Genomic DNA, 22,895 nt, shown 5'->3' on the forward strand with positions numbered 1-22,895 from the left:
TTCCTCTTGCCACCTGAGCGATCATGCGGGAACAGCGCAGCCCCGTCGAGTCTCGCGTCGAATCTTGCATCGGGTCTCGTTTCAGGGCTGGCAGGCAGCGGTCATCGCCAGGGACCGCGAGGACAGGGCGAAGCCGGCCCGGGGGAGACGGGCCGGCAACCGGGCGCTGCGCGGGCTCAGGTCAGAAGCCAGGCCCGGGCGGCGGTATAATCGTCCTCGTCGAAATACTTGGCCTTGGCATCCAGCATCATCGGCAGCAGGGTTTCCGCAAGCTTCATCCATGACTTGTCGCCAACGACGGCGATCCGGCAGGGCTGATGCCGGTGATGGCGGATCAGGTTGACATGCTCGCCAAGCGCCGAGGGCCCTTGCCAGCCCTCGAAGCGGCGCAGATCGACCATCAGCCGGAACCGCTCATGCGCGGCGGCATAGGCGTCGAGATCCGGGCTGCGGGTCTTGTAGCTGGCGCTGTCGAGGCGCCCGATGAGCCGGACCTCGAGGGCGTCGGCGCCGATTTCCTCGAGATGGATCGTGCCGAGCGATTCGCGCAGCCAGAGCCGCGCGGCGTCGCGCTCGTCGAGATCGAAGGTGCGGACCGGGCAGGGCAGGGTGAAGCCGAACATCCGGACGCCTGCTTCGATCTTGTCGCTGTCGGTGACGACGGCGATCTTTCCGAAGCCGCGCCAGCGCTTCAGCCCGAGCCGGGCATCGGCCCAGAGCGCGCCCGCGGAATAGCCCTCGAAATCGGGGCCGATCTGGTAGAGCAGCCGGATCGGCATGCCCCAGTCGAGGGCGCGGGTGACGGCGGGGATCAGGACGGTTTCGTAATCCTGTTCGGTGACGCGGCCCGTGGCCCGGATTTCGAGCAGGCCTTCGGCCGTTTCCTCGGTAATGTCGATCATGGTTCGGAAATCCTCACTGATGACGTCTTGAGGAATATGTAGGGACGCCCCGCCAAGGTTCCATCCCCGGGTGGCGGGGAGGGATGGCAGTCCGTGTCATGGGTATTTTCGCCAGGAAGAAGAGACAGGCCGGGTGCGGGCGGTCAGTCGGCCGGGCCCGGGCCGGTCAGGGCCGGTCGGGGGCGGCAAAGCGCGGGAAGACTCGCCTTGAGCCGGGCGATCCCGCCGGGCGTCCAGCCCAGGGCCGCGAGGCGGTCGCATTGCATCACGCTGACGGCCGCGTCCGAGCGGGGCGGCAGCGGATGGAGGATCCCCTCGGCCTCGGCCACAAGCGCCAGCAGGTCATGGCGGTCGAGCAGGATGTCGGAGGCGTTGAAGATCCCGCGGGCGCCGGTGTCCCGCAGCAGCCGGGCGGCAGCGGCGAGATCGGCGCCATGCAGCTCGGTGCCGCGGCGGGGCGCAATCGGGCGGCCCTGGCGGAAATCATCGAAGAGCGCTTGCCATTTATGGGCCCGGCCGGGGCCTGCGGCGCCGTAGATGCCGGTGGCACGCAGGGCGACCGGGGCGAAGCTGTCGCTGGCGAGGGCAAAGAGGCGGCGCTCGGCCTCGGCCTTGACCTTGCCGTAAAGCGTGTCGGGATAGGGGGTGAGCGTCTCGGTCAGAGCGGTCCCGGGCGGGTAGCGGCCGTAGACCGCGCGGCTCGACAGGAACAGGACGGTGCCGGTTCCGGCCGCGCGGGCGGCTTCGAAAAGCGCGACCGAGCCGTCGAGATTGGCGCGGGTGAAACCCTCGGGGTCGCTGCCCTCGCCGCCCCGGTAGCGTCCCGGCAGATGCGAGAAGGCGCAATGGATCAGCGCGTCGATGCCGCTCAGGTCCGGGCGGTCGCCAAGCGCATAGGGGCGGAACCCGGTCGGCGCCGGGAAGAAGCCGGGTGGCGGCGGGGTGCGGCCGAGGATCGTGACAGGCTCGCCCGCGCCCAGCGCGTCCTCGACGAAGAAACGCCCGACAAGGCCGGTGGCGCCGGTGACGGCCAGGGTCATGAGGCGGCGGGTCCGGGCAGGGAGGTGGTGTCGGGGATCTGGCTGCCATCCGCATGGGCCCGCCAGAGATCGATCAGCGGTTTGAGGCGGTCGGCCTTGTCGTGGTCCTGCCAGGGTTTTTCATACTGGAAATGCAGCACGCGGATGTCGGGCCAGGACCAGAGTTCGGGCAGGTTGAACCAGACATATTGCAGCATGTTGTCGAAGACCGGCAGCCCGTGCCAGCCCGGGAAGAACTCCTGCAGGAAGGTCTGGTCGGTCCGCCGCCAGAACGCGCCCGGCGCATCGAGCCGGGCCATCATCGTCCCGAAGGTGGCGGGATCGGGCCGAGCGGTGAAGACGCCCGAATTCATGCGCCGGAAATCGGCCAGGCTTTCATAGACATTCGGCGCGGCGCAAAGCTCGGGGTAGTCGAACAGCCGGTCGATCGGTTGCAGCACCAGCGTATCGGCATCGAGAAAGATCACCCGCTCGTAATCGAGCTGCCAGAGCCGGAGTTTGCAGAAATTGTCGAGCGGCGTGTGGAAGGCGGGCTTGGTGCCCTTGGTGAAGGGCGCATCGCGATGCAGCTTGTCGCGGGCATGGGCGGCGTTGAAGGCGTCCGAGGTCGGCAGCAGGTCGGTCTCGACCAGCCGCGCGCCCAGATCGGAAAGGGGCGCGAGATCCGCCTCGGCCACGCCGCCGGTATGCAGCACGCAGATATCCGAGGCCCGTCCGTCCGTCCGTTTCAGCGAGCGTATCAGGGCCCTGGCCCCCAACGCGAAATCCGCGTTGGTGACCAGCGTCACATAGGCATGCCGTGCCCCTGCGCCCCGTGCGGGCCTCAGGCCCTCGGTCACGAGACCGACTTCAGCCGCTTGCCTTCCGGATCGCGCTCGACCCGGCTGGCCAGATCGCGGGTCCAGGCCGAGACGCAGGGCACGCGCTTGCGGTCGACCCGGTGGGCGAATTTCTTCGCGATCTCGACCACCTCTTCCAGCAGGCCCTCCTGCAGCGTGATCGGATCGAGCCCGAGGCCGAGGAAATTGTCGTTCTTCACGATCAGCTCGTTCTCGGCGGCTTCCTTGCGCGGATTCGGCAGATAGGCGATCCTGGCACCGGTCATCTTCGACACCAGCTCGGCCAGATCGCGAACCCGGTGGGTCTCGGTCATCTGGTTGAAGATCTTCACCCGGTCGCCCTTGGCGGGGGCATCCTTCAGCGCCAGTTCGATGCAGCGCACGGTGTCCTGGATATGGATGAAGGCGCGGGTCTGCCCGCCGGTGCCATGCACGGTCAGCGGATAGCCGATGGCGGCCTGGGCCAGGAAGCGGTTCAGCACGGTGCCGTAATCGCCGTCATAATCGAACCGGTTCACCAGCTGCGGATGGCGCCGGGTCTGGTCGGTATTGGTGCCCCAGACGATGCCCTGATGCAGGTCGGTCACGCGCACGCCGTCATTCTGGGCGTAGAACTGGAACAGGATCTGATCGAGCGACTTGGTCATGTGATAGACCGAGCCCGGCCGGGTCGGATAGAGGATCTCCATCTCCTTCGACCCGTCGGGCGTGTCGATCGAGACGTCGAGATAGCCCTCGGGGATCGGCGCGCCGACGGTCGAATAGCCATACACCCCCATCGTGCCCAGATGCACCAGATGCGCGTCGAGCCCGGTCTCGACCATCGCCACCAGCAGGTTGTGAGTGGCGTTGATGTTGTTGTCGACGGTGTAGATCTTGTGGCGGTCAGAGATCATCGAATAGGGCGCGGCGCGCTGTTCGGCGAAATGGATCACCGCGTCGGGGCGGTTCTCGGCCAGCCAGTCGCGGAGCCGGTAATATTCCTTGGCGAGGTCGATCAGGTGGAAATGGATCTGCTCGCCCGAGACTTCCTTCCAGATCCGGCAGCGTTCCTGGATCGAGTCCATCGGCGTCAGCGACTGCACGCCCAGCTCGGTGTCGATCCAGCGTCGGCTGAGATTGTCGATGATGTGTATCTCGTGGCCGAGGTTGGACAGGTGCAGCGATGTGGGCCAGCCACAAAAACCGTCTCCGCCAAGAACCGCAATCTTCATCGACATCTCCTTTCGGGGTCTTAAAACCGGCGGCATCGCGCCGCCCATGCGGCGTTCGTTACCGGAGCGGCGAGGTGACTGTCATTTGAAACTTTCATGTCAGCCCCACCGATGTGGAAATCAATGCGGTTCCGGGATTTTTCCAGCCCGGTGCGGGCCTTCGATCCCCGCGCGGGGCCGCGATCCATGGGGATGCAGGCCCGTCTGCGGACGCGGCCCGAGTCGCGGGACCGCCCCGACATGAGGAACCGAACGCGATGTCCGGCGTTGGGAGGGCATGATGTCGGGGACGCAACACATCTTCGGGATGCGCCGGGACGGGGCAATTCCGGGGCATGAGGCGACACGACACGACTGCCGGACCGGCTGTCGCAGTCCGGTATCGTGCCGCTTCGCGTCATGGCAAACTGTCGCCGGATCCGCCTCAGCGGCCCCAGCTGCGTACCGGCCCGCAATCCATATGCACGAAGTTGGAGCGGGAATAACGCCCGACACCGCCGGAATGGCAGGCGCCTGCTGCGCGCGCGATCTGATCGACCGACCGACTCTTGAGCCGGACATCCGCCGCCTGACCCTGCATGTGAAGGGATTTCTTGGCGACACCCGAAGAGTGCGCACGAAGCATCGCGTTGGTTTGCGCGGTGCGATAGCCCGAAAGCAGCATATAGGGTTCGCGCACATCCATGAGGCCATGCGCGGCCGCCAGGATGTCGAGATTGCGAAGGTCCATCGGGATCACCGAGCCCGAACGCCAGTCGCGCATGAAGTGGTTGATTTCCTTGACTGCCTCGCCGACATACTCGCCGTCGATCCAGTATACAGTGTCGATGCTTTCGCCGGTTCGGCCCGAATACATCCGCAGGCGCCGCACATCGCCAGCCCCGCGCATCAGTCCGAAAGCATTCGAATATGTCGGTGCAGCCACCGCGGCAGTCGCCGCAAAAGCCGCCAACACGCCACGGCGTGTGAAACAGTTTCTGGGTGTCGTCATGTTTGCTCCGCCTGCCCCAATTCGCTCCAATCCCGCGTTTTCGCGGTGTTTTTTATGGTCGGGCCCGTCCCCGGAACCCTGCCACCCTATCTCATAACTCGGCGGCCGGGCCAAGGAAGGAATCGCCGCACCCCCTTCGGGGTGGGTCAAATTGGCAAGATCTTGCTCATTTCGGGGGCGCGCGACGTTTTTTTCACGATGAGGCGGAACGGCCACGGTTAACCCCGCGTTTTGGTTGTGGCGCCTAATCTAAGTGGACAGAACTTCGGAATTGCCCGATTGTGGGTGCCATTCGCGCGACTGGAACTGCCTGACGGGAAAGAATTGATGCCCATGACCTTCCTCCGCGGGGCCGCTTTTGCGGGCCTTGCAGCCGCTTGCCTTGGGGTTGCGGCCCCGGCCCTTGCCGAGACCGAAATGACCGCCTTCAAGCAAGCGGTCGCTGCCGCCGCCGCGCAGGACGATGCGATCTCCGCCTTCTATCGCGACCGCGATTATGCGCCGTTCTGGACCTCGGCCGAGGCCGAGGCGCGTCGCCGCGCGCTGGTGACGGTCCTGCAGGACGCCTCGGCACAGGGGCTTCCGGCCGCCCGCTACGATGTCGAACGCCTGGTCGAGACCTTCCGTGACGCCCGTACCCAGCGCGGCATCGGCCGGGCCGAGGTCGCGGCGATGCGGATGTATCTCGACTATGCGCATGACGCGAGCCGGGGCGTTCTCACCCCGGGGGCGGTGCTGTCCGAGATCAAGCGCAAGCTCGATCGGCCCGCGCCCGCGACGCTGATCGCGAGGCTTGCCGCGGCACCCTCGCCGCTGGCCTATCTGCGCGGCCTCTCGCCGCAAAGCCCCGAATATGCCCGCCTGATGCGCGAGAAGATCCGGCTTGAACGACTGATCGCCGAAGGCGGCTGGGGGCCCGAGATCGGCGCCGTCGGCAAGATCGAGCCCGGCCAGTCCGGCCCGCGCGTCATCGCGCTGAGAAACCGCCTGATCGCGATGGGCTACCTGCCGCGCATCGCGACCCAGACCTATGATGCCACGCTGCAGAAGGCGGTGCAGGCCTTCCAGTTCGACCACGGGCTCAATGCCGATGGCATTGTCGGCCCCAGCACCCTCGAAGAGCTCGACGTCCCGCCCGAACGCCGCCTGCGCTCGGTGCTGGTGGCGATGGAGCGCGAGCGCTGGCTGGGCAATGCGCGCGGGGACCGGCATGTGCTGGTCAACATCGCCGATTTCCATGCCAGTATCGTCGATCACGGCGAGACCGTCTTCGAGACCCGTTCGGTCGTCGGCCGCAATGCGCGCGACTACCGGACGCCGGAATTCTCGGACATGATGAACCACATGGTCGTCAATCCGACCTGGAACGTGCCGCGCTCGATCGCCGTGCGCGAATACCTGCCGCAATTCCAGAACAACCCCAACGCGGCCGGGCATCTGATGCTGGTCGACGGCGCGGGGCGCGTGGTCACCCGTGCCGCGGTCGATTTCAGCAAATATACCGCGTCGAATTTCCCCTTCGACCTCAAGCAGCCGCCGTCAAACGGCAATGCGCTTGGGCGGGTGAAGTTCATGTTCCCCAACCGCTACAACATCTACCTGCACGACACGCCGTCGAAGTCGCTGTTCAATCGCGAGACCCGCGCTTTCAGCCATGGCTGCATCCGGCTCAACGATCCGTTCGACTTTGCCTATGCACTGCTCGCCGGGCAGACCGACGACCCGAAGGGACTGTTCGAGTCCAAGCTGCGCAGCGGTCGCGAGACCCGTGTCAATCTTGACCCGCCGCTGCCGGTGCATCTGATCTACCGCACCGCGATGGGCAATCCCAAGGGGCGGATGCAGTATCGTCGCGATGTCTACGGGCGCGACGGTGCCATTTTCGACGCATTGCAGGCCGCCGGGGTGGCGCTGCCCGAGGTTCAGGGCTAAATCTCCCGCCAGAACCAGCCGGGGCGCCCTGGGGCGTTCCGGATAATCGGGCAGGAGAACGGCATGAGCTTCACGATCCAGGAGATCGCAACCGCCCTTGGCGCACCCGCCGAGGGCGCTCTCGACTTCAAGGTGACCGGTGCGGCGGAACCGATGGCGGCGCGCGCGGACCAGCTGGCTTTGGCCATGGACCCGAAATATGCCGACGGTCTGACCGAAGGCGCGGCGCAGGCCGCGGTCTTGTGGTCGGGCGCCGACTGGCGGGCGATGGGGCTGAAGGCCGCGATCTTCGCGCCGCGCCCCCGTCTGGCCATGGCCGGGCTGACCCGGATGATGGATCCGGGCCCCGAAATCGGCCCCGGCATCCACCCGACCGCCATCGTCGATCCCTCGGCCATGATCGGGCCGGGGGCTGCCATCGGCCCCTATGCGGTGATCGGTGCGCGGGCCCGGATCGGTGCCAATGCCCGCATCGCCGCCCATGCGGTGGTGGCCGAGGATGTGCGCATCGGCGATGATGTTCTGCTGATGTATGGCGTCCGGATCTGCGCCCGGGTCACGATCGGCGACCGCTTCATCGCCCAGCCGGGCGCGACGGTGGGCGGAGACGGCTTTTCCTTCGTTACCCCCGAGAAATCGGCGGTCGAGGCGGTGCGCGAGACCCTGGGCGACACCGGCAGCGCGCGTCAGCAGCGTTACACCCGCATCCATTCGCTGGGCTCTGTCACGATCGGCGACGATGTCGAGCTGGGTGCCAATTCGACCATCGACCGGGGCACGATCCGCGACACGAGCATCGGCTCGGGCACCAAGATCGACAACCTCGTGCAGATCGGCCACAACTGCCAGGTTGGCGAAGACTGCCTGATGTGCGGCCTGGTGGGCGTCGCCGGTTCGGCCCGGATCGGCAACCGTGTGGTGCTGGCCGGGCAGGTCGGGGTCAATGACAACATCTTCGTCGGCGATGACGTGATCGCGGGCGGCGCGACCAAGATCTTTTCCAATGCGCCGGCCGGCCGGGTGCTGCTGGGCTATCCCGCGATGCGGATGGAAACCCATATCGAATCCTACAAGGGCCTGCGCCGCCTGCCGCGGCTGTTCGCTCAGGTGGCCGAGCTGCAAAAAGCGGTTTCAAAGCTGGCCGATAGAGACTAAACCCACGCTGATTCAAGGGCAGAGAGGCTTTTCATGTCTGATAGCGTCAAGGACAAGGTGATCGAGATCATCGCTGAACAGGCGGTGCTGGAGCCCTCGGACGTGAAGATGGACTCGACGCTGGAAGATCTCGGGATCGACAGCCTCGGCCTGGTCGAGTCGATCTTCGCGATCGAAGAGGCCTTCGACATCCAGGTGCCGTTCAACGCCAACGAACCCACCGAAAGCGAATTCGACATCTCCTCGGTCGAGGCCATCGTGAAAGCCGTGGAAGGCCTGGTTGCCGAAAAACAGGCATGAAGCGCGTCGTCATTACCGGCCAGGGCACGATCAACGCGCTCGGCCATTCGGTCGCCGAGACCCTGGCTGCGTTCCGCGAGGGGCGCTGCGGGATCGGCGAGCTTGACCTTCGCGATATCGAGCGGCTGTCGATCCGGATCGGCGGTCAGGTCCGGGGCTATGACCCCGAGGCCCATTTCAACCGCCAACAGATCGCGCTTTACGACCGTTTCACCCAGTTCACGCTGCTGGCGGCCCAACAGGCGGTCGGGCAGTCCGGGCTGACCTTCGACGGCGAGCTGTCTGAAGAGGCAGGCGTGGTGCTCGGGACCTCGGGCGGCGGCATGAACACGCTCGACGAGAATTACCGCTCGGTCTACGAGGAGGGCAAGAACCGCGTTCACCCCTTCGTCGTGCCGAAGCTGATGAACAATGCGGCCGCGAGCCATGTCTCGATGGCCTATAATCTCAAGGGGCCGAGTTTCACCGTGGCGACGGCCTGTGCCTCGTCGAACCACGCGATGGGGCAGGCCTTCCAGATGATCCGTTCGGGGCTGAGCCGGGTGATGGTCACCGGCGGCTCGGAATCGATGCTGTGCTTCGGTGGGATCAAGGCCTGGGAAGGGCTGCGGGTGATGTCGAAGGATGCCTGCCGCCCGTTCAGTGCCAATCGCAACGGCATGGTCCAGGGCGAGGGCGCGGCGGTCTTCGTCTTCGAGGATTACGACCATGCCAAGGCCCGTGGTGCCGAGATCCTGGCCGAGGTGATCGGTTTCGCCATGACCTCGGATGCTTCCGACATCGTGATGCCCTCGCGTCAGGGCGCGGCCCGTGCCATCTCGGGGGCGCTGCGCGATGCCCGGCTCGCGCCCGGGGATGTCGGCTATATCAATGCCCATGGCACAGGTACTGCGGCCAATGACAAGACCGAATGCGCGGCGGTGGCCGATGTCTTCGGTGCCGATGCCGACCGGCTGATGATGTCCTCGACCAAGTCGATGCATGGCCATCTGATCGGCGGCACCGGCGCGGTCGAGCTTCTGGCCTGCATCATGGCGCTGCGCGAGGGGGTGATCCCGCCGACGGTCAGCTATCAGGAGCCGGACCCGGAATGTGCGCTCGACGTGGTCCCGAATGTGGCGCGCGAGGCGCAGGTCAGCGCTGTGCTGTCGAATGCCTTCGCCTTCGGCGGGCTCAACGCGGTTCTGGCGCTGCGCAAGGTCTGATCCTGTCGCGCCGGTCTTCAGGGTCTCCTGACAAGAAACGCCGCCCCGAGGGGCGGCGTTTTTCTGTCCGGATCACGCGGGAAGATCCGTGTCTCAGTTGCCCGACATCGTCGACAGCGCGTCGTCGAATGCGGCGGTGAAGCCCGAAAGCGACATCTTGATATCGGCTCTCTGGTCCGGGGCGGCCAGCGGAACGATCGAGACGGTGGCTCCCTTGCCGCCCTTGAAGGCCGCGAGATCCTCGGCCGACAGCGCAAAGCGCACCACGCAGGCTTGCGGGGTACAGAAGGAGAAGCGATAGCGCTTCGCCTGAGCGGAATCGATCTGGATCCGCAGATCCTCCGACAGCAGCGTCTCGAGCGGGGTCGCAATCTCGACGGCTGCGACGCGCGGCGCTGCCGCCGGCGGCATCGGCGCGACCGAAATCTGCGCCACGGCATTGTCGTCACTGTCGCGCATCAGTTGCTGCATGTTGCAGGATTCGCGCTCTTCGATCTCGACGCAGATCACGCGCCAGTCCTTGAAGGTGTCCTTCACGAAGGCCTTCGGCGCCTGTGGCGCCTCTTCCTGGCCCATCTGCAGATCTCCGGCCGGAGTGCTTTCGACCTGGGCCGGAGCCGCGTTGCCCTCGGGCTGGGCCGGGGCCTCCTGGGCCAGAGCCGGCGCCGCGATCGCGGTCATGAGGGCCAGTCCAAGGGGTCCGATAAACTCTCGCATCGTCATGCCTGCCTTTCTTGGATGCTCGTCGCTGCCGGTCTACACCAGCTGCGACCTGCTGTCAGTGGGCAATTGCAGGGCAGGCAAGGCTTTTCCAGACGTGAAAAAAGGGCCGCGCCGCGACCCTTTTCCCTTAGTGCTTGCTCCCTGTCGGACGGGCCGACCTTTTTTTGATGAAGGACAGGCTACGAAGTTTGCCAGGGAGCGTCAACATGCAAAGATTATTGCGCGCGCAACCTGGGGGCGACAAAAAAAGGCCGCATCGCGGAGATGCGGCCAGTCCATCAGGGAGGAAGACCCGCCCGAACCGAAGGCCCGGAAAGCAGGATAGGAAGAAGATTGGCAGCGAAAAGTTAAATAAGTATTGTCCAATCCGCCTAAAGTTTTCGAAGAAACAAAGTCGGCGGGGCAGGAGGTCGGTTTTCTGCGACGATGAGGCGCAGATTGCAGTCGCCCTGCCGCTGTCCGAAATCCCCGGGCGTATATTCGCTTCATCAACCGTCTGTTCAGCGCGGCCCCTCGCTGTCGCGGCCTCGCCCGGCGAGACCCGCGCGTCCCTAAGAATGCCCGCGCGGACAGCCCTCTCTTCTTCCTGGCGGAAATACCCCGCGCCGCAGGCGCCGCGCCCGGAACGGGCGCGGCTGGGCCCAAGCCCGGACAAGGGGCGCCGGAGGCGCCCTGCCGGCCGGGGGCGGGAGCGCCCCGGTTGTCAGAGTGGACGGATTTTCAGCCGGGTGATCCGGTTCGCCTGGCGCTGCAGCACTTCGAAACGAAAGCCGTGGAACGAGAACACCTGGCCCGGGGTCGGGATCGACTGGGCTTCGTGAATCACCAGCCCCGCAATGGTATTGGCCTCGTCGTCGGGCAGGTTCCAGTCCATCGCCCGGTTCAGATCGCGGATCGTCATCGCGCCATCGACCAGCACCGCCCCGTCCTCGCTGCGGCGCAGCGGGCGCTCGCTGTCGACATCGAACTCGTCGGTGATCTCGCCGACGATCTCTTCCAGGATGTCCTCCAGCGTGATCAGCCCCCGCAACGAGCCGTATTCGTCGACCACCAGCGCGAAATGGGTGTGGCGACGCAGGAACTCGCGCATCTGGTCGTCAAGCGTGGTGGTGTCGGGCACGAAATAGGGCTTGCGTGCCAGTTCGAGCACGCGCATCTCCGACAGCTTCTCGGGCGAGCCGTCGGGGCCGCGCATCAGCCGCTCGACCGCGCGCAGAAGATCCTTGGCATGGATCACACCGATGATGTTCTCGGGGTCGCCCTTGTAGATCGGCAGCCGCGTATGCGAGCTTTCAAGGCATTGCGACAGGATCGCCTCGGGCGGCAGGTCGGCATCGACCACCTCGATCTGTGAGCGGTGCAGCATGATCTCCTCGACGGTCCGGTCGCCGAGATCGAGCGCGCCGAGAATGCGGTCGCGGTCTTCCTTTTCAACCACGCCTTCGGAATGCCCGAGCTGCAGCGCTCCGGCGATCTCGTCGCGCACCGCCATGATCTGGCTGTCGGGATCGGCCCGGACGCCGAACAGGGCCAGGATCTGCCGCACCAGAACGCGCACCGCGCTGACGATCGGCGACAGGATCAGGATGATCAGCCGGATCAGGGGCGAGACCCGCGAGGCAGCGAGTTCGGGATTGGTGATGGCATAGGTCTTGGGCAGCACCTCGGCGAAGACCAGCACCACGAGCGTCATCACCAGCGTCGCCAGCGCCACGCCCGAATCGCCGAAGATCCTGGTGAAAAGCGAGGTCGCGAGCGAGGTCGCGAGGATGTTGACGAAGTTGTTTCCCAGCAGAACCGAGCCGATCAGGCGCTCGTTGTCCTCGGTAATGTCGAGCGCGGTCTGGGCACCGCTCTCGCCCTTGTCGGCCCGGGCCCGGAGCTTGCCGCGCGAGGCGGCCGTCAACGCGGTTTCCGACCCCGAGAAAAAGGCCGACATCAGCAGCAGGGCAATGATGGCGCTGGCTGAAATGAATAAGGCCGCATCTGCGACCGCGGTGGGGGTGTCCATGGATCTCTCTGTTCGGGATCGTCCCTCTGGTTATGGGGGCAGGGGGGCGCCCGTTCAAGACGGATCGGCGTCGCGGGCCAGAGGATGATGCGTCAGAACCAGCTCGCGCAGCCGCTCGTCCAGCACATGGGTGTAGATTTCGGTGGTGGCGATATCGGCATGGCCCAGAAGGGTCTGGATCGCGCGCAGGTCGGCGCCCCCGGCCAGAAGATGGGTGGCGAAGGCATGACGCAGCGTATGCGGCGTGACCCGGGTCGGATCGACCGCGCCCGCCAGCGCGAATTCCTTGATCAGCACATAGAACCGGTGCCGGGTCAGATGCCCGTCCCGGCCGCGGCCCGGAAAGAGATAGCGGCTGGCGGGCTGCCCCCTGGCCTGGGCGGCCTCTTCGGCCGCGTCGCGCTCGGCAAGCCAGGCGGTCAGCGCGTCGCGCGCGTCCCGGGTCAGCGGCACCATCCGTTCCTTGCCGCCCTTGCCCCGGACCAGCAGCATGCGCGGATCGCCCCGCGCCGCGGCGACCGGCAGCGTGACCAGCTCGCTCACGCGCATGCCCGTCGCATAGAGCACCTGCATCAGGCATGTATTGCGGATCGCGTCGCGGGGGCTCTGGCCCGCGGCCGCGATCAGGCGCTCGACCTCGTCATGGCTCAGCGTCATCGGCAGGCTTCGCGCCCGGCCGGGGCCGCGGATCTGCAGCGCCGGATTGTCCGGCCGCCAGCCCTCCTCATAGGCGAAGCGGTAGAGCTGCTTGATCGCCGACAGCCGCCGCGCGCGTGTCGTCCTGGCCAGCCCCTCAGCCTCGCAGGCGACGAGATAGGCGGTGATGAGGGGTTCGTCGGCAGTTTCGAAGCACCGCTTCCGGCGCTCGAGAAAACCCGCGAAATCCTTCAGATCGCGGCCATAGGCAAGCTGGGTATTGGCGGTCGCGTCCTGTTCGGCGGCCTTGGCCTCGAGAAAGGCCGAGATCCAGCGCGCGGCATCCGGCGTCATCCCCGCCGCTCCAGCAGCATCAGTTGCAGCGCCGATTTGCGGGCCGCGTCCTCGAGCCCGAGCTGGCGCAACAACCCCAGCCCGCGGGTCACGTCGAGAATGTCGCCCTGCGCGCCGTCGGTCAGCAGATCGATGGCAGCAAGGACGGCCTCGCCAAGCCGGCCCTCCTCGATCAGCCGCGACGGGCCTGCCCCCAGCCCGGGCCGGTCGAAGCCGTCCCGCAGCGCGGCGGCCAGCGAACCCAGCGGCGGCACCCCCTGCAATTCGCCGCCCCGGGCGATGCCGACCAGAAACGCCTCTTCGTTGGTCTGCGGCTCGCGGCCCTGGGCGATGGCTTCATATTCGTCGCTGAGCAGACCGATCCGGAACGCCAGCGCCCCGGTCGCGCCGGGCAGGGTCAGCCGCGCCAGCCGCGGTCCGTAAAGCTGGGCGAAGGGCACTTCGAGCTCTGCCGAGGCCATGGCCTTCCAGGCCGGGGCAAGGGTTTCGGTCACCGCCTCGGGATCGCCCGACAAAATCGCCAGATCGAAGGCCTGCAAGGCCGCGACCCGGTCCCAGAGCCCGCCCGAGGCGGCGGGTTTGCGTTCGGTCCAGACCCCGAGCAGCTCGTTCGGCGTCAGCGCCCCGGTCCGGGCCAGCCGCTCGGCGGCCTCTATCCGCGGCTTCCAGCCGGCGGAGCTACGCATGTCGGCGCGGGCGAAGGCGACGGGCAGGGTAGTGGTCGAGAGCGGCTCGCCGATCGCCTCGCGCATCCGGAAGATCAGCGGCGAGGGCCGGGTCGGCAGCGGCAGCGCGTCGCTCTCCTCGGCCAGAGCCGGGTCGAGGAAGCGGGCCAGAAGCACGTCTTCCTCGGGCTTGACGAAGCCGAGCGCGAGGCCGGTTTCCAGTGTCAGGGCGGCCGCGTTCCAGTCGCCGCCGCGCGCCAGACAGAAGATCCGGGCCGGGAAGGTCGGGGCGATGCCGGGATTGGCCCGCATCGCCGAACAGGCGCGGTCCTCCTGTCCGGTCAGCAGCGAGATGTCGAACCAGCGCCGGAACAGCGAGGGCGCCGTCGGGCCTGCGCGTTCGACCAGCGCCTGCGCCTGATCGAGCGCGCCCAGATCGAGCAGCTTGTCGAGCCGCGCCAGCAGAAGCTGCCCGTCGGGGCCGCCGCCGGTCGGCGGGTCCAGCTCGGCCAGCAGCAGCGTGACCAGAAGCGCCTGCACCGCGGGCAGGGTATCGACCCGCTCGGCCCGCACCGCGCGGGCGATGGCCTGGGTCTCGCCCGGCCCCCAGAAGCTGCGCGGCAGGCCGCTGACCTGTGGCGGCAGCAATCCGACCGCATCGAGCAGCGTCGTGCCCAGCGGAACCACCGTGATCGGCTCGGCGCCGGGCACCGGGGTGATGACGGGCGGGGGCTTGCGCGGGCCTGCGGCCGCGACCGAATCCGACAGCCAGTCGATCGCCGAGAGCGGCCGCTCGGCCAGCGCGGGCGCGGCCCATGTCAGGGCGCCCGCGACGAGCGCCGCGATGCGCGCCTCAGTCGACATCGAGGGTGAGGCTTTCGGTCACCGTCTGCTGCGCCGGATCCAGATCGCCCAGATAGGCAAAGCCCACCAGCCCGAGGAACAATAGAATAATGATGATAAACAGTGCCTTGATCAGTCGCACCATGCTGCTCTGCCTCTTTCGGTCTGCTCGCGCGTTTCCCGCTTGGACCCGATTATAACTGGCATTTCTCCGGAGTTCACGCCATTCAGGGACAGAAATCGACAGCAGTGGCGGGAGGTTGCCCAGGTGGGCACAAAGCTGAAGAAGACAGTGGTTCTGGTCGGGCTGATGGGAGCAGGAAAGACGGCGGTCGGCAGTGCCCTGGCGCGGCGGCTCGACGTGCCTTTTCTCGATTCCGACGCCGAGATCGTGAAAGCCGCCAACATGACGATTCCCGAGATCTTCGCCCGCGATGGCGAGGCCTTCTTCCGGGCCCGCGAGGCCGAGGTGATCACGCGGCTTCTGCGCGCCGCACCGGGGGTGTTGTCGACCGGCGGCGGCGCCTTCATGGGGGCTGCGAACCGCGCGGCCATTTCCGATCTGGGGGTCTCGGTCTGGCTCGATGCAGGCCTCGATCTGCTGTGGCAGCGGGTGCGGCACAAGGACACCCGGCCGCTTTTGCGCACCCCGGACCCCTACGGCACGCTGGCGGAGTTTTACCATGAACGCCGCCCCGTCTATGCGCAGGCCGATCTGGCCGTCCGCGCCGATCCGGGCTATTCGGTCGAGGACATGGCCGGGCGCGTGATCGAGGCGCTGAAGACCCGGCCCGATGTGTTGGAGGCGGCGTGAGCGAGACGATCGAAACGGTGCATGTGGCCCTGCCGGGGCGCGAGTATGACATCCGCATCGGCGAGGGGCTTCTGGCCCGGGCCGGGGCCGAGATCGGGCCCTTGCTGCGGCGCCCGCGCGTGGCGATCCTGACCGACGAGACCGTGGCGGGGCTTCATCTCGAGGCGTTCCGCGCCGGGCTCGGGCCTATCGAGGCGCCGGCGCTGGCGCTGCCCGCGGGCGAGGCGACGAAATGCTGGGCCCAGTTCGGTCGCGCCGTCGAATGGCTGATCGAAGAGAAGGTCGAGCGGAGCGATATCGTCGTTGCGCTTGGCGGCGGGGTGATCGGCGATCTGGCGGGCTTTGCCGCCGCCGTGCTGCGCCGGGGCGTGCGTTTCATGCAGGTGCCGACGACGCTTCTGGCCCAGGTCGACAGCTCGGTCGGGGGAAAGACCGGCATCAACTCGGCCCGCGGCAAGAACCTGATCGGCGCCTTTCACCAGCCCTCGCTGGTCCTGGCCGATACCGGCGTTCTGGGCACGCTGGCGCCGCGCGATTTCCTCGCTGGCTATGGCGAGGTGGTGAAATACGGGCTTCTGGGCGATGCGGAATTCTTCGACTGGCTCGAGGCCCAGGGCCCGGCGCTGGCGGCGGGCGATGTCGCGGCCCGGATCGCGGCGGTGAAACGCTCCTGCGAGGCGAAGGCACGGATCGTCGAACGCGACGAGACCGAGCAGGGCGACCGCGCGCTGCTGAACCTCGGCCACACCTTCGGCCATGCGCTGGAGGCCGCGACCGGCTATTCCGACCGGCTTCTGCATGGCGAGGGCGTCGCCATCGGCTGTGCGCTGGCCTTCGAGCTGTCGGCCCGGATGGGGCTTTGTTCGCAGGAGGATCCGAGCCGGGTGCGTGCCCATCTCGACGCGATGGGGATGAAGAAGGATCTGGCCGACATTCCGGGCGATCTGCCCGATGCGGACGGGCTGATCGCGCTGATGGCGCAGGACAAGAAGGTGCTGGACGGAAAGCTGCGCTTCGTCCTGGCCCGCGGGATCGGCGCGGCCTTCGTCGCGACCGAGGTCGATGCAGGAGAGCTTCGCGGCCTTCTCGACGACGCGCTGGCCGGTCTCGGGGGCGGGCGCTGAGGCCCTTCGCCGACGTCTGAGAACCGGGGCGCGGCGCGGGCGTTCAGCCCCCGCGCCGCGCCATGAAGGCGAGCCGTTCGAACAGCTGCACATCCTGCTCGTTCTTCAGCAGCGCGCCATGCAGCTTCGGCAGCGCCGAGCGGCCGTCCTTGCGCAGATCCTCGGGCCTCATGTCCTCGGCCAGCAAGAGCTTGAGCCAGTCGAGCACCTCAGAGGTCGAGGGCCGTTTCTTCAGCCCGTCGGTCTCGCGGATCTCGTAGAAGCGGGTCAGGGCGACATGCAGGAGCTCCTGCTTTATCCCCGGGTGATGGACCTCGACGATCTTCTTCATCGTGTCGAGATCGGGGAAACGGATATAGTGGAAGAAACAGCGGCGCAGGAATGCGTCGGGCAATTCCTTTTCGTTATTCGACGTAATTATGACAACCGGACGTTCCAGCGCTTTCACGGTTTCGCCTGTCTCGTAGACATGAAACTCCATCCGGTCGAGTTCCTGCAAAAGATCGTTCGGAAATTCTATGTCCGCCTTGTCGATTTCGTCGATCAGCAGCACGACACGACCGGAGGCTGCAAAGGCCTGCCAGAGCTTGCCGCGGCGGATGTAGTTGCCGACGTCATGCACGCGTTCGTCGCCAAGCTGGCTGTCGCGCAGCCGACTCACCGCATCGTATTCGTACAGGCCCTGCTGGGCGCGGGTCGTGGACTTGATGTGCCACTCGATCAACGGCATGCTCAGGGATTGTGCAACCTGCCTTGCCAGCTCTGTCTTGCCGGTGCCCGGCTCTCCTTTCACCAGCAACGGACGTTCGAGCGTGACTGCGGCATTCACGGCGACAGAGAGGTCGTCTGCGGCGACATAGGCGTCGGTAGAGCCGAATTTCATCGCAATTCCGCCTTTCAATACATTGAAATCGGGGGCGACCATAGCGCCCCTTCACAAAGCTTCAAGCGGCATGTAAGGGACCACAAACCTCGTGACACGATACGGCGATTGGTCTAAACGCGAGCCCAGATGCGCCGGGGGAGAATGATGATGAAACAGGTTTCGCCCGGCCCGGTAGAAGGAGCAGGGATGAAAGCCGAAGTTTTCTTGCCCGACGATTACCGTCCCGCAGAGGACGAGCCGTTCATGAACGAGCGTCAGCTCGAATATTTCCGCCGCAAACTCATTGCCTGGAAGAATGATCTTCTGAACGAAAGCCGGGAGACGCTCGAAGGTCTTCAGGATTCGAGCCGGAACATTCCCGACATCGCCGACCGTGCCAGCGAAGAGACCGACCGCTCGCTGGAATTGCGGACCCGGGACCGGCAGCGCAAGCTGGTGGCAAAGATCGACGCGGCGCTCAGGCGGATCGAAGAGGGCGAATACGGCTATTGCGAGGAGACCGGCGAGCCGATCTCTCTCAAGCGGCTCGACGCCCGTCCGATCGCGACGCTCAGCCTCGAGGCGCAGGAGCGGCACGAGCGGCGTGAAAAGGTTCATCGCGACGACTGACGACGGCGCGTGTGCGGGCCGGATGGCCCTGGGGTAAGAGGTGCCGGAATGTCTCTGGGCAATCGGAAGGTGACGGTTCTCGGGGCTGGCATCGCAGGGCTGGCGGTGGCGACGGCCCTGGCGCGTCAGGGTGCGGATGTGGTGGTGCTGGAACGCGCCGATGCGATCCGCGAAGTCGGCGCCGGGCTTCAGATCAGCCCCAACGGAGTGGCGGTGCTGCGCGCGCTCGGACTGGCCGAGGCGCTGGCCGAGCGCTCTGGGCGGGCCCGGGCGGTGGTGCTGCGTGACTTCCGCAACGGCGCGCCGGTTCTGAAGCTCGACCTCGAGCGGCAGGCGAAGGATTACTTCTTCGTCCATCGTGCCGATCTGGTTGACCTGCTTGCCGGGGCGGCCCGGGCGGCGGGGGTTCAGATCCGGCTGTTGCACGAGGTCACGACGCTCGATTTCGACGGCGCGCGTGCCGCCCTGATCACGGCCCAGGGGGCGCGGGCCAGCAGCGACATCGTGATCGGTGCCGATGGCCTGCATTCGGTGGTGCGGGCGGCCCTGAACGGGACCGCAGCGCCGCGTTTCACCGGGCAGGTGGCTTGGCGCGCGCTGGTTCCGGCGCGGGGCCATGTGCCGGCCGAGGCTCATATCCACATGGGTCCACGGCGGCATCTCGTGCATTACCCGCTGCGCGGCGGCGATCTGATCAACATCGTCGCCGTGGAAGAGCGCGAGGCCTGGGTCGAGGAAGGCTGGAACCTTCCCGGAGATCCCGACAGGATGCGCGCGATCTTTGCCGATTTCGGCGGCGAGGTGCCGTATCTGCTGGAGCAGGTACAAAGCGTCAATCTCTGGGGGCTGTTCCGGCATCCGGTGGCCGAGCACTGGTATCGCGGCTCGGCGGTGATCCTGGGGGATGCCGCGCATCCGACGCTGCCCTTCATGGCGCAGGGCGCGAACATGGCGCTGGAGGATGCCTGGGTTCTGGCGGCGGCCCTGTCGCGGCATGCCGAGCCCGAAGCGGCCTTTGCCTCCTATCAGGCCGAACGGCGCCCGCGCGCGCAGCGGATCGTCGAGATGGCGTCGCGCAATGCCCGGAACTACCATCTGAGCTTTCCGCCGCTCCGGCTTGCGGCCCAGACCGCGCTGCGGATCGGCGGGCTCATGGCGCCGGGGGTCGCGCTGCGCCGCTTCGACTGGCTTTACGGTTACGACGCCACGCTGAGCTATCCGGCGGCAAGCTGAGCATCGGCCGGACCCGTCCGCCGTCGGCCCGACCGCGCGGGCGCGGCGACAGGATGACGGGCCAGGCTCAGGCGTCGAGGCTCAGCCAGACCGGCACGTGATCGGAGGGCTTCTCGCCCGCCCTAAGCTCGGACTCGATCCGGCAGTCGGTCATGAGATCGGCCGCCTGCGGGCTGAGCAGCATGTGGTCGATGCGAATCCCGTCATTCCGGTTCCAGGCCCCGGCCTGGTAATCCCAGAACGAGTAATGCCCCGGGCCCGCGACCCGGGCGCGGAAGGCTTCGGTGAAGCCGAGGTTCAGCAGCCTTCGAAACGCCGCGCGGGTCTCGGGCAAAGCCAGCGCGTCCTTCGCCCAGGCCTCGGGCCGGGCGGCATCCTCGTCCTGCGGGATGACGTTGTAATCGCCCGCCATCACGATCGCTTCCTCGGAGGCCAGAAGGTCCCGCGCGCGGGCCTCGAGCCGCGCCATCCAGGCCAGCTTGTAGTCGTATTTCGGTCCCGGCGCCGGGTTGCCGTTGGGCAGGTAGAGCCCGCAGAGCCGGACCGCGCGGCGGTCGACCACGGTGGCCTCGATCCAGCGCGCCTGGCTGTCCCCGTCATCGCCGGGCAGCCCGCGCCGGACATCCTCGAGCGGGTATTTCGACAGGATCGCGACTCCGTTGAAACCCTTCTGGCCATGGGTTTCGAGATTGTAGCCACGCTCCTCGAAGGGCGCGCGGGGAAAGGCCTCGTCGACCGACTTGATCTCCTGCAGAAGCGCGACGTCGGGCGCGGCCGCGTCGAGCCAGTCGAGCACCGTCTGCAGGCGCGCCTTGACGCCGTTGATGTTGAATGTCGCGATCTGCATGGGGCCTCCGCTTCGGCTCTCGGGTTCGGCTGTCCGGGGCGACTATCCCTGCCGCTCCCGCGAATGTCCACGCGGAAACGGCCCGCCGGAGCGGGCCGCGCGGGACTTCGGCGCGCGGGCTTCGCTCAGGGGATGATGCGGGTGTATTTGGTGCCTTCGAGCGTCGCGCCGAAGATCAGTCCGGCCTGACCGAAGACCACGGCGATCACCGGGTCGAGCGCGGTGATGGTATCGGCCGAGACCATGCCACCATCGTTGGTGACCGCATATTCCAGATCGGCCCCCGCGGACCAGCCCATGCCCGAGCGGAACTGGCGGAGCGCCTCGGGGGTCATGAAGAACAGGGCATGGGCATATTGCTGGGCGCCGATCTGCAGCCCGAAACTTGCCTGGGTCGCCGAATAGTAGTCGACCGAGATGTCGTCGATCCGGAGCGCGCCGCGCCCGTAGGCCCCGCCGAACCAGAATCCGGCCTTTGTCATCAGCGGTATCCAGAGGATGCCCTGCGCCTTCTGCGCCAGATCGCGCGTGGCCGGATAGCGCTTGAACAGGTAGTCGCGGGTCTTGTCGACGCGGGCATCAAGATCGCGCGCGCCATTGCTGCCCACGCCGTTGCCGCAGGCGGCCAGCGTCGTCGCGGCTCCGGCCGCCACGACAAAGCCGCGACGGGAAATCAGGTGGGAGGTCTTGTCGTTGAACATTGCTCTCGTGCCCCATGCTGTTGTGGCCTTGGTGGCCTTTTGCGCAAACTATAGAGAGCAGCCGGGCAGCTGTCACCACGCGAGACGCCGCGACCGCGGTCCTGGCGGTCATATCGGCGCCGACCGGCCGACCCCCGGACCGAGGTGGGGCCGGACGGCGCCTGCGCGCGGCTTCAGCGCGCGTTCAGGATCTTCGCCGCGGCGGGGGCGAAATAGGTCAGGATGCCGTCGCAGCCCGCGCGCTTGAAGGCCATCAGGCTTTCCATCATCACCTTGTCATGATCGAGCCAGCCGTTCTGGATCGCGGCCATCAGCATCGCGTATTCGCCCGAGACCTGATAGGCATAGGTCGGCACGCCGAATTCGGTCTTCACCCGGCGGCAGATGTCGAGATAGGGCATGCCGGGCTTCACCATCACCATGTCGGCGCCTTCCATCAGGTCGCGCTCGATCAGGCGCATCGCCTCGTCGGAATTGGCCGGGTCCATCTGATAGGTCTTCTTGTCGCCGGTCAGCGCGCCCGAGGCGCCGACCGCGTCGCGGAACGGGCCGTAGAAGGCCGAGGCGTATTTCGCCGAATAGGACATGATGGTCACGCCCTGATGGCCGTTTTCCTCGAGAGCGGTGCGGATCGCGCCGATCCGGCCGTCCATCATGTCGGAGGGCCCGAGGATGTCGGCCCCCGCATCGGCCTGGGCCAGGGCCATCTTTACCAGCGCCTCGACGGTCTCGTCATTGACGATCTCGCCGTCCCGCACGATGCCGTCATGACCGTTGGCATTGTAAGGGTCGAGCGCGATATCGGTCATCACCGCGATCTCGGGGACCTCGGCCTTGATCGCGCGGATCAGCCGGTTCGAGAGGTTGTCTGGGTTCCAGGCTTCCTCGCAGAGCTCGGTTTTCAGCGAGACGTCGGTATAGGGGAAGATACAGACCGCCGGGATGCCCAGCGCGGCCGCTTCCTTCACCGCCTCGACCGACAGATCGACCGAACGACGCATCACGCCCGGCATCGAGGGCACGGGTTCCTCGATATTCTCGCCCGCGCGCACGAAGATCGGCCAGATCAGGTCGCCCACCGACAGCGTGGTCTCGCTGGTCAGCGCGCGCAGCGCGGCGCTGCGGCGGGTGCGGCGCAGCCGCGTGGCAGGGAAGGGGGCGACGGTCGGGCGCATGGCAAGGGCTCCTTCAACAATTGCTGCGACTGCGTTACACCCAACCGGGTTCGGCCGAAAGAGCGGGAATCGTCCCAGGTGCGGGCCGGGCCGGAGGCGAGGCAGGAAAGGCGGGCGGGTGGATCTTTACGTCAAACTCTTCGACCTGATCGACATGCGATCCTTTTCGAATCTGTGGTACTGGATCGCGCTGGCCGTGCTGTGGTCGGGCGCAAGCCACTGGGTGCTGGGCGTGCCCTTCGGTCTGATCCAGCGCGCAGGGCGTCAGGGCGGGCAGGCGGCCGAGGATGTGGCGACGCTGGCCGGTATCACCGCGCGGCGTTATCTCTCTCTCGTCGCTGCGGGCGGGCTCTGGATCGCGGGCTTCACCGGCTTTGCGCTGACCATGCTGGCGGTCCTTGGCTTCGGCTATCGGGTCGAATTCTGCCAGGCCGTGTTCCTGCTTGTCGCGCCGATGACCCTGGTCGGGCTCTGGTCGGTCAGGACGGCGCGGCTTTATGCGGCGCGCGGCCCCGAGGGCGAGGCGCTTTACCGGATGCTGCGCTGGCACCGGCTGGGGGTGCAGGCGATTGGCATCGTCTCGGTCTTCGTCACCGTGACATGGGGCATGTGGATCAACATGCTTGTGACCGGACTGTAGTAGGCCGGGATCGCAGGCCCGTGCGGGTTGCGGTTGACACCGGCCCCCGCGCCCGT

General features: G+C 66.7%; 23 protein-coding genes. 9 read left to right on the forward strand and 14 right to left on the reverse strand.

Going from position 1 to position 22,895, the window contains the following annotated elements:
* Positions 1–176: 176 nt before the first annotated feature.
* From B5V46_RS09100 to B5V46_RS09120, 5 genes are all read right to left on the reverse strand, one after another.
* On the reverse strand, positions 177–902 hold the full coding sequence (locus B5V46_RS09100; RefSeq protein WP_080616312.1) for an STAS/SEC14 domain-containing protein: 726 nt from the start codon (positions 900–902) through the stop codon (positions 177–179).
* Between the two features lie 143 nt (positions 903–1,045).
* Entirely contained in the window at positions 1,046–1,942 is an 897-nt protein-coding gene (locus B5V46_RS09105) for an NAD(P)-dependent oxidoreductase (protein WP_080616313.1), read from the reverse strand.
* Positions 1,939–2,781, reverse strand: a complete 843-nt coding sequence (locus tag B5V46_RS09110; RefSeq protein WP_080616314.1) for a glycosyltransferase — start codon at positions 2,779–2,781, stop codon at positions 1,939–1,941. The genes B5V46_RS09105 and B5V46_RS09110 overlap by 4 nt, the downstream gene beginning before the upstream one ends.
* Positions 2,778–3,995, reverse strand: a complete 1,218-nt coding sequence (locus B5V46_RS09115; protein WP_080616315.1) for an NAD-dependent epimerase/dehydratase family protein — start codon at positions 3,993–3,995, stop codon at positions 2,778–2,780. The genes B5V46_RS09110 and B5V46_RS09115 overlap by 4 nt, the downstream gene beginning before the upstream one ends.
* A 424-nt stretch (positions 3,996–4,419) precedes the next feature.
* Positions 4,420–4,986 (reverse strand): DUF882 domain-containing protein, encoded by a 567-nt coding sequence (locus tag B5V46_RS09120; RefSeq protein WP_080616316.1) that lies wholly within the window; start codon positions 4,984–4,986, stop codon positions 4,420–4,422.
* A gap of 417 nt (positions 4,987–5,403) precedes the next feature.
* Here B5V46_RS09120 and B5V46_RS09125 point away from each other — a divergent pair, with 417 nt between their 5' ends.
* From B5V46_RS09125 to B5V46_RS09140, 4 genes are all read left to right on the forward strand, one after another.
* Complete coding sequence (locus B5V46_RS09125; RefSeq protein ID WP_231119074.1) at positions 5,404–6,918, forward strand: murein L,D-transpeptidase; 1,515 nt, start codon at positions 5,404–5,406, stop codon at positions 6,916–6,918.
* A 63-nt stretch (positions 6,919–6,981) separates the two neighbouring features.
* Positions 6,982–8,073: a UDP-3-O-(3-hydroxymyristoyl)glucosamine N-acyltransferase gene (lpxD, locus tag B5V46_RS09130; RefSeq protein WP_080616318.1), complete on the forward strand. Its 1,092-nt coding sequence runs from the start codon at positions 6,982–6,984 to the stop codon at positions 8,071–8,073.
* 33 nt (positions 8,074–8,106) lie between these two features.
* Entirely contained in the window at positions 8,107–8,373 is a 267-nt protein-coding gene (locus B5V46_RS09135) for an acyl carrier protein (protein ID WP_080616319.1), read from the forward strand.
* On the forward strand, positions 8,370–9,578 hold the full coding sequence (locus B5V46_RS09140; RefSeq protein WP_080616320.1) for a beta-ketoacyl synthase: 1,209 nt from the start codon (positions 8,370–8,372) through the stop codon (positions 9,576–9,578). Before B5V46_RS09135 ends, B5V46_RS09140 begins: the two co-directional genes overlap by 4 nt.
* 93 nt (positions 9,579–9,671) lie before the next feature.
* Here B5V46_RS09140 and B5V46_RS09145 read toward each other — a convergent pair whose 3' ends face one another.
* The 5 genes from B5V46_RS09145 to B5V46_RS20660 all read right to left on the reverse strand — a co-directional run bounded on the left by B5V46_RS09145 (position 9,672) and on the right by B5V46_RS20660 (position 14,955).
* The gene (locus B5V46_RS09145) at positions 9,672–10,259 is read right to left on the reverse strand and encodes an invasion associated locus B family protein (protein WP_155774000.1); all 588 of its coding nucleotides are present in this window, start codon (positions 10,257–10,259) and stop codon (positions 9,672–9,674) included.
* Positions 10,260–11,004: 745 nt separating this feature from the next.
* Positions 11,005–12,312 (reverse strand): HlyC/CorC family transporter, encoded by a 1,308-nt coding sequence (locus B5V46_RS09150; RefSeq protein ID WP_080616322.1) that lies wholly within the window; start codon positions 12,310–12,312, stop codon positions 11,005–11,007.
* A gap of 54 nt (positions 12,313–12,366) precedes the next feature.
* Entirely contained in the window at positions 12,367–13,302 is a 936-nt protein-coding gene (locus B5V46_RS09155; protein WP_080616323.1) for a tyrosine recombinase, read from the reverse strand.
* Positions 13,299–14,831 carry a hypothetical protein gene (locus B5V46_RS09160; protein ID WP_080616324.1) on the reverse strand — a complete coding sequence of 511 codons (1,533 nt, stop codon included), beginning with the start codon at positions 14,829–14,831 and terminating at the stop codon, positions 13,299–13,301. Before B5V46_RS09160 ends, B5V46_RS09155 begins: the two co-directional genes overlap by 4 nt.
* Positions 14,821–14,955 (reverse strand): hypothetical protein, encoded by a 135-nt coding sequence (locus B5V46_RS20660; protein WP_255377914.1) that lies wholly within the window; start codon positions 14,953–14,955, stop codon positions 14,821–14,823. Before B5V46_RS20660 ends, B5V46_RS09160 begins: the two co-directional genes overlap by 11 nt.
* A gap of 60 nt (positions 14,956–15,015) precedes the next feature.
* Between B5V46_RS20660 and B5V46_RS09165 the strand changes: the two genes are divergently transcribed.
* Entirely contained in the window at positions 15,016–15,624 is a 609-nt protein-coding gene (locus B5V46_RS09165) for a shikimate kinase (protein WP_080617998.1), read from the forward strand.
* A complete protein-coding gene (gene aroB / locus B5V46_RS09170; RefSeq protein WP_080616325.1) occupies positions 15,621–16,748 on the forward strand; it encodes a 3-dehydroquinate synthase in 1,128 nt (375 codons plus the stop codon). The genes B5V46_RS09165 and aroB overlap by 4 nt, the downstream gene beginning before the upstream one ends.
* A 43-nt stretch (positions 16,749–16,791) precedes the next feature.
* Here the strand turns inward: aroB and B5V46_RS09175 are convergent, their stop codons facing one another.
* Positions 16,792–17,631 carry a MoxR family ATPase gene (locus tag B5V46_RS09175; protein ID WP_080617999.1) on the reverse strand — a complete coding sequence of 280 codons (840 nt, stop codon included), beginning with the start codon at positions 17,629–17,631 and terminating at the stop codon, positions 16,792–16,794.
* A gap of 189 nt (positions 17,632–17,820) precedes the next feature.
* Here B5V46_RS09175 and dksA point away from each other — a divergent pair, with 189 nt between their 5' ends.
* Both dksA and B5V46_RS09185 read left to right on the forward strand, forming a co-directional pair.
* A complete protein-coding gene (dksA, locus tag B5V46_RS09180; protein WP_080616326.1) occupies positions 17,821–18,243 on the forward strand; it encodes an RNA polymerase-binding protein DksA in 423 nt (140 codons plus the stop codon).
* 48 nt (positions 18,244–18,291) lie between these two features.
* A complete protein-coding gene (locus B5V46_RS09185; RefSeq protein WP_080616327.1) occupies positions 18,292–19,476 on the forward strand; it encodes an FAD-dependent monooxygenase in 1,185 nt (394 codons plus the stop codon).
* Between the two features lie 67 nt (positions 19,477–19,543).
* Here the strand turns inward: B5V46_RS09185 and xth are convergent, their stop codons facing one another.
* From xth to hemB, 3 genes are all read right to left on the reverse strand, one after another.
* Positions 19,544–20,323 (reverse strand): exodeoxyribonuclease III, encoded by a 780-nt coding sequence (gene xth, locus B5V46_RS09190; protein WP_080616328.1) that lies wholly within the window; start codon positions 20,321–20,323, stop codon positions 19,544–19,546.
* 125 nt (positions 20,324–20,448) lie between these two features.
* Complete coding sequence (locus B5V46_RS09195) at positions 20,449–21,024, reverse strand: YSC84-related protein (protein ID WP_080616329.1); 576 nt, start codon at positions 21,022–21,024, stop codon at positions 20,449–20,451.
* 173 nt (positions 21,025–21,197) lie between these two features.
* Positions 21,198–22,199 (reverse strand): porphobilinogen synthase, encoded by a 1,002-nt coding sequence (hemB, locus tag B5V46_RS09200; RefSeq protein ID WP_080616330.1) that lies wholly within the window; start codon positions 22,197–22,199, stop codon positions 21,198–21,200.
* Between the two features lie 118 nt (positions 22,200–22,317).
* On the opposite strand from hemB, the gene B5V46_RS09205 reads away from it, so the two are divergent.
* Positions 22,318–22,839, forward strand: coding sequence for a component of SufBCD complex (locus tag B5V46_RS09205; protein WP_080616331.1), 522 nt, complete (start codon positions 22,318–22,320; stop codon positions 22,837–22,839).
* Positions 22,840–22,895 lie beyond the last annotated feature (56 nt).

This window comes from Rhodovulum sp. MB263 (genome assembly GCF_002073975.1).
In the GTDB taxonomy this organism is placed as follows: Bacteria; Pseudomonadota; Alphaproteobacteria; order Rhodobacterales; family Rhodobacteraceae; genus Rhodovulum.

What these genes read in the sequence shown, in the direction of transcription:
- B5V46_RS09100 (WP_080616312.1), bottom strand. Translation starts at nt 902, where the DNA reads ATGATCGACATTACCGAGGAAACGGCCGAAGGCCTGCTCGAAATCCGG.
- B5V46_RS09105 (WP_080616313.1), bottom strand. Translation starts at nt 1,942, where the DNA reads ATGACCCTGGCCGTCACCGGCGCCACCGGCCTTGTCGGGCGTTTCTTC.
- B5V46_RS09115 (WP_080616315.1), bottom strand. Translation starts at nt 3,995, where the DNA reads ATGAAGATTGCGGTTCTTGGCGGAGACGGTTTTTGTGGCTGGCCCACA.
- B5V46_RS09120 (WP_080616316.1), bottom strand. Translation starts at nt 4,986, where the DNA reads ATGACGACACCCAGAAACTGTTTCACACGCCGTGGCGTGTTGGCGGCT.
- B5V46_RS09125 (WP_231119074.1), top strand. Translation starts at nt 5,404, where the DNA reads ATGACCGCCTTCAAGCAAGCGGTCGCTGCCGCCGCCGCGCAGGACGAT.
- lpxD (WP_080616318.1), top strand. Translation starts at nt 6,982, where the DNA reads ATGAGCTTCACGATCCAGGAGATCGCAACCGCCCTTGGCGCACCCGCC.
- B5V46_RS09135 (WP_080616319.1), top strand. Translation starts at nt 8,107, where the DNA reads ATGTCTGATAGCGTCAAGGACAAGGTGATCGAGATCATCGCTGAACAG.
- B5V46_RS09140 (WP_080616320.1), top strand. Translation starts at nt 8,370, where the DNA reads ATGAAGCGCGTCGTCATTACCGGCCAGGGCACGATCAACGCGCTCGGC.
- B5V46_RS09145 (WP_155774000.1), bottom strand. Translation starts at nt 10,259, where the DNA reads ATGACCGCGATCGCGGCGCCGGCTCTGGCCCAGGAGGCCCCGGCCCAG.
- B5V46_RS09150 (WP_080616322.1), bottom strand. Translation starts at nt 12,312, where the DNA reads ATGGACACCCCCACCGCGGTCGCAGATGCGGCCTTATTCATTTCAGCC.
- B5V46_RS09155 (WP_080616323.1), bottom strand. Translation starts at nt 13,302, where the DNA reads ATGACGCCGGATGCCGCGCGCTGGATCTCGGCCTTTCTCGAGGCCAAG.
- B5V46_RS09160 (WP_080616324.1), bottom strand. Translation starts at nt 14,831, where the DNA reads ATGTCGACTGAGGCGCGCATCGCGGCGCTCGTCGCGGGCGCCCTGACA.
- B5V46_RS20660 (WP_255377914.1), bottom strand. Translation starts at nt 14,955, where the DNA reads ATGGTGCGACTGATCAAGGCACTGTTTATCATCATTATTCTATTGTTC.
- B5V46_RS09175 (WP_080617999.1), bottom strand. Translation starts at nt 17,631, where the DNA reads ATGAAATTCGGCTCTACCGACGCCTATGTCGCCGCAGACGACCTCTCT.
- dksA (WP_080616326.1), top strand. Translation starts at nt 17,821, where the DNA reads ATGAAAGCCGAAGTTTTCTTGCCCGACGATTACCGTCCCGCAGAGGAC.
- B5V46_RS09185 (WP_080616327.1), top strand. Translation starts at nt 18,292, where the DNA reads ATGTCTCTGGGCAATCGGAAGGTGACGGTTCTCGGGGCTGGCATCGCA.
- xth (WP_080616328.1), bottom strand. Translation starts at nt 20,323, where the DNA reads ATGCAGATCGCGACATTCAACATCAACGGCGTCAAGGCGCGCCTGCAG.
- B5V46_RS09195 (WP_080616329.1), bottom strand. Translation starts at nt 21,024, where the DNA reads ATGTTCAACGACAAGACCTCCCACCTGATTTCCCGTCGCGGCTTTGTC.
- hemB (WP_080616330.1), bottom strand. Translation starts at nt 22,199, where the DNA reads ATGCGCCCGACCGTCGCCCCCTTCCCTGCCACGCGGCTGCGCCGCACC.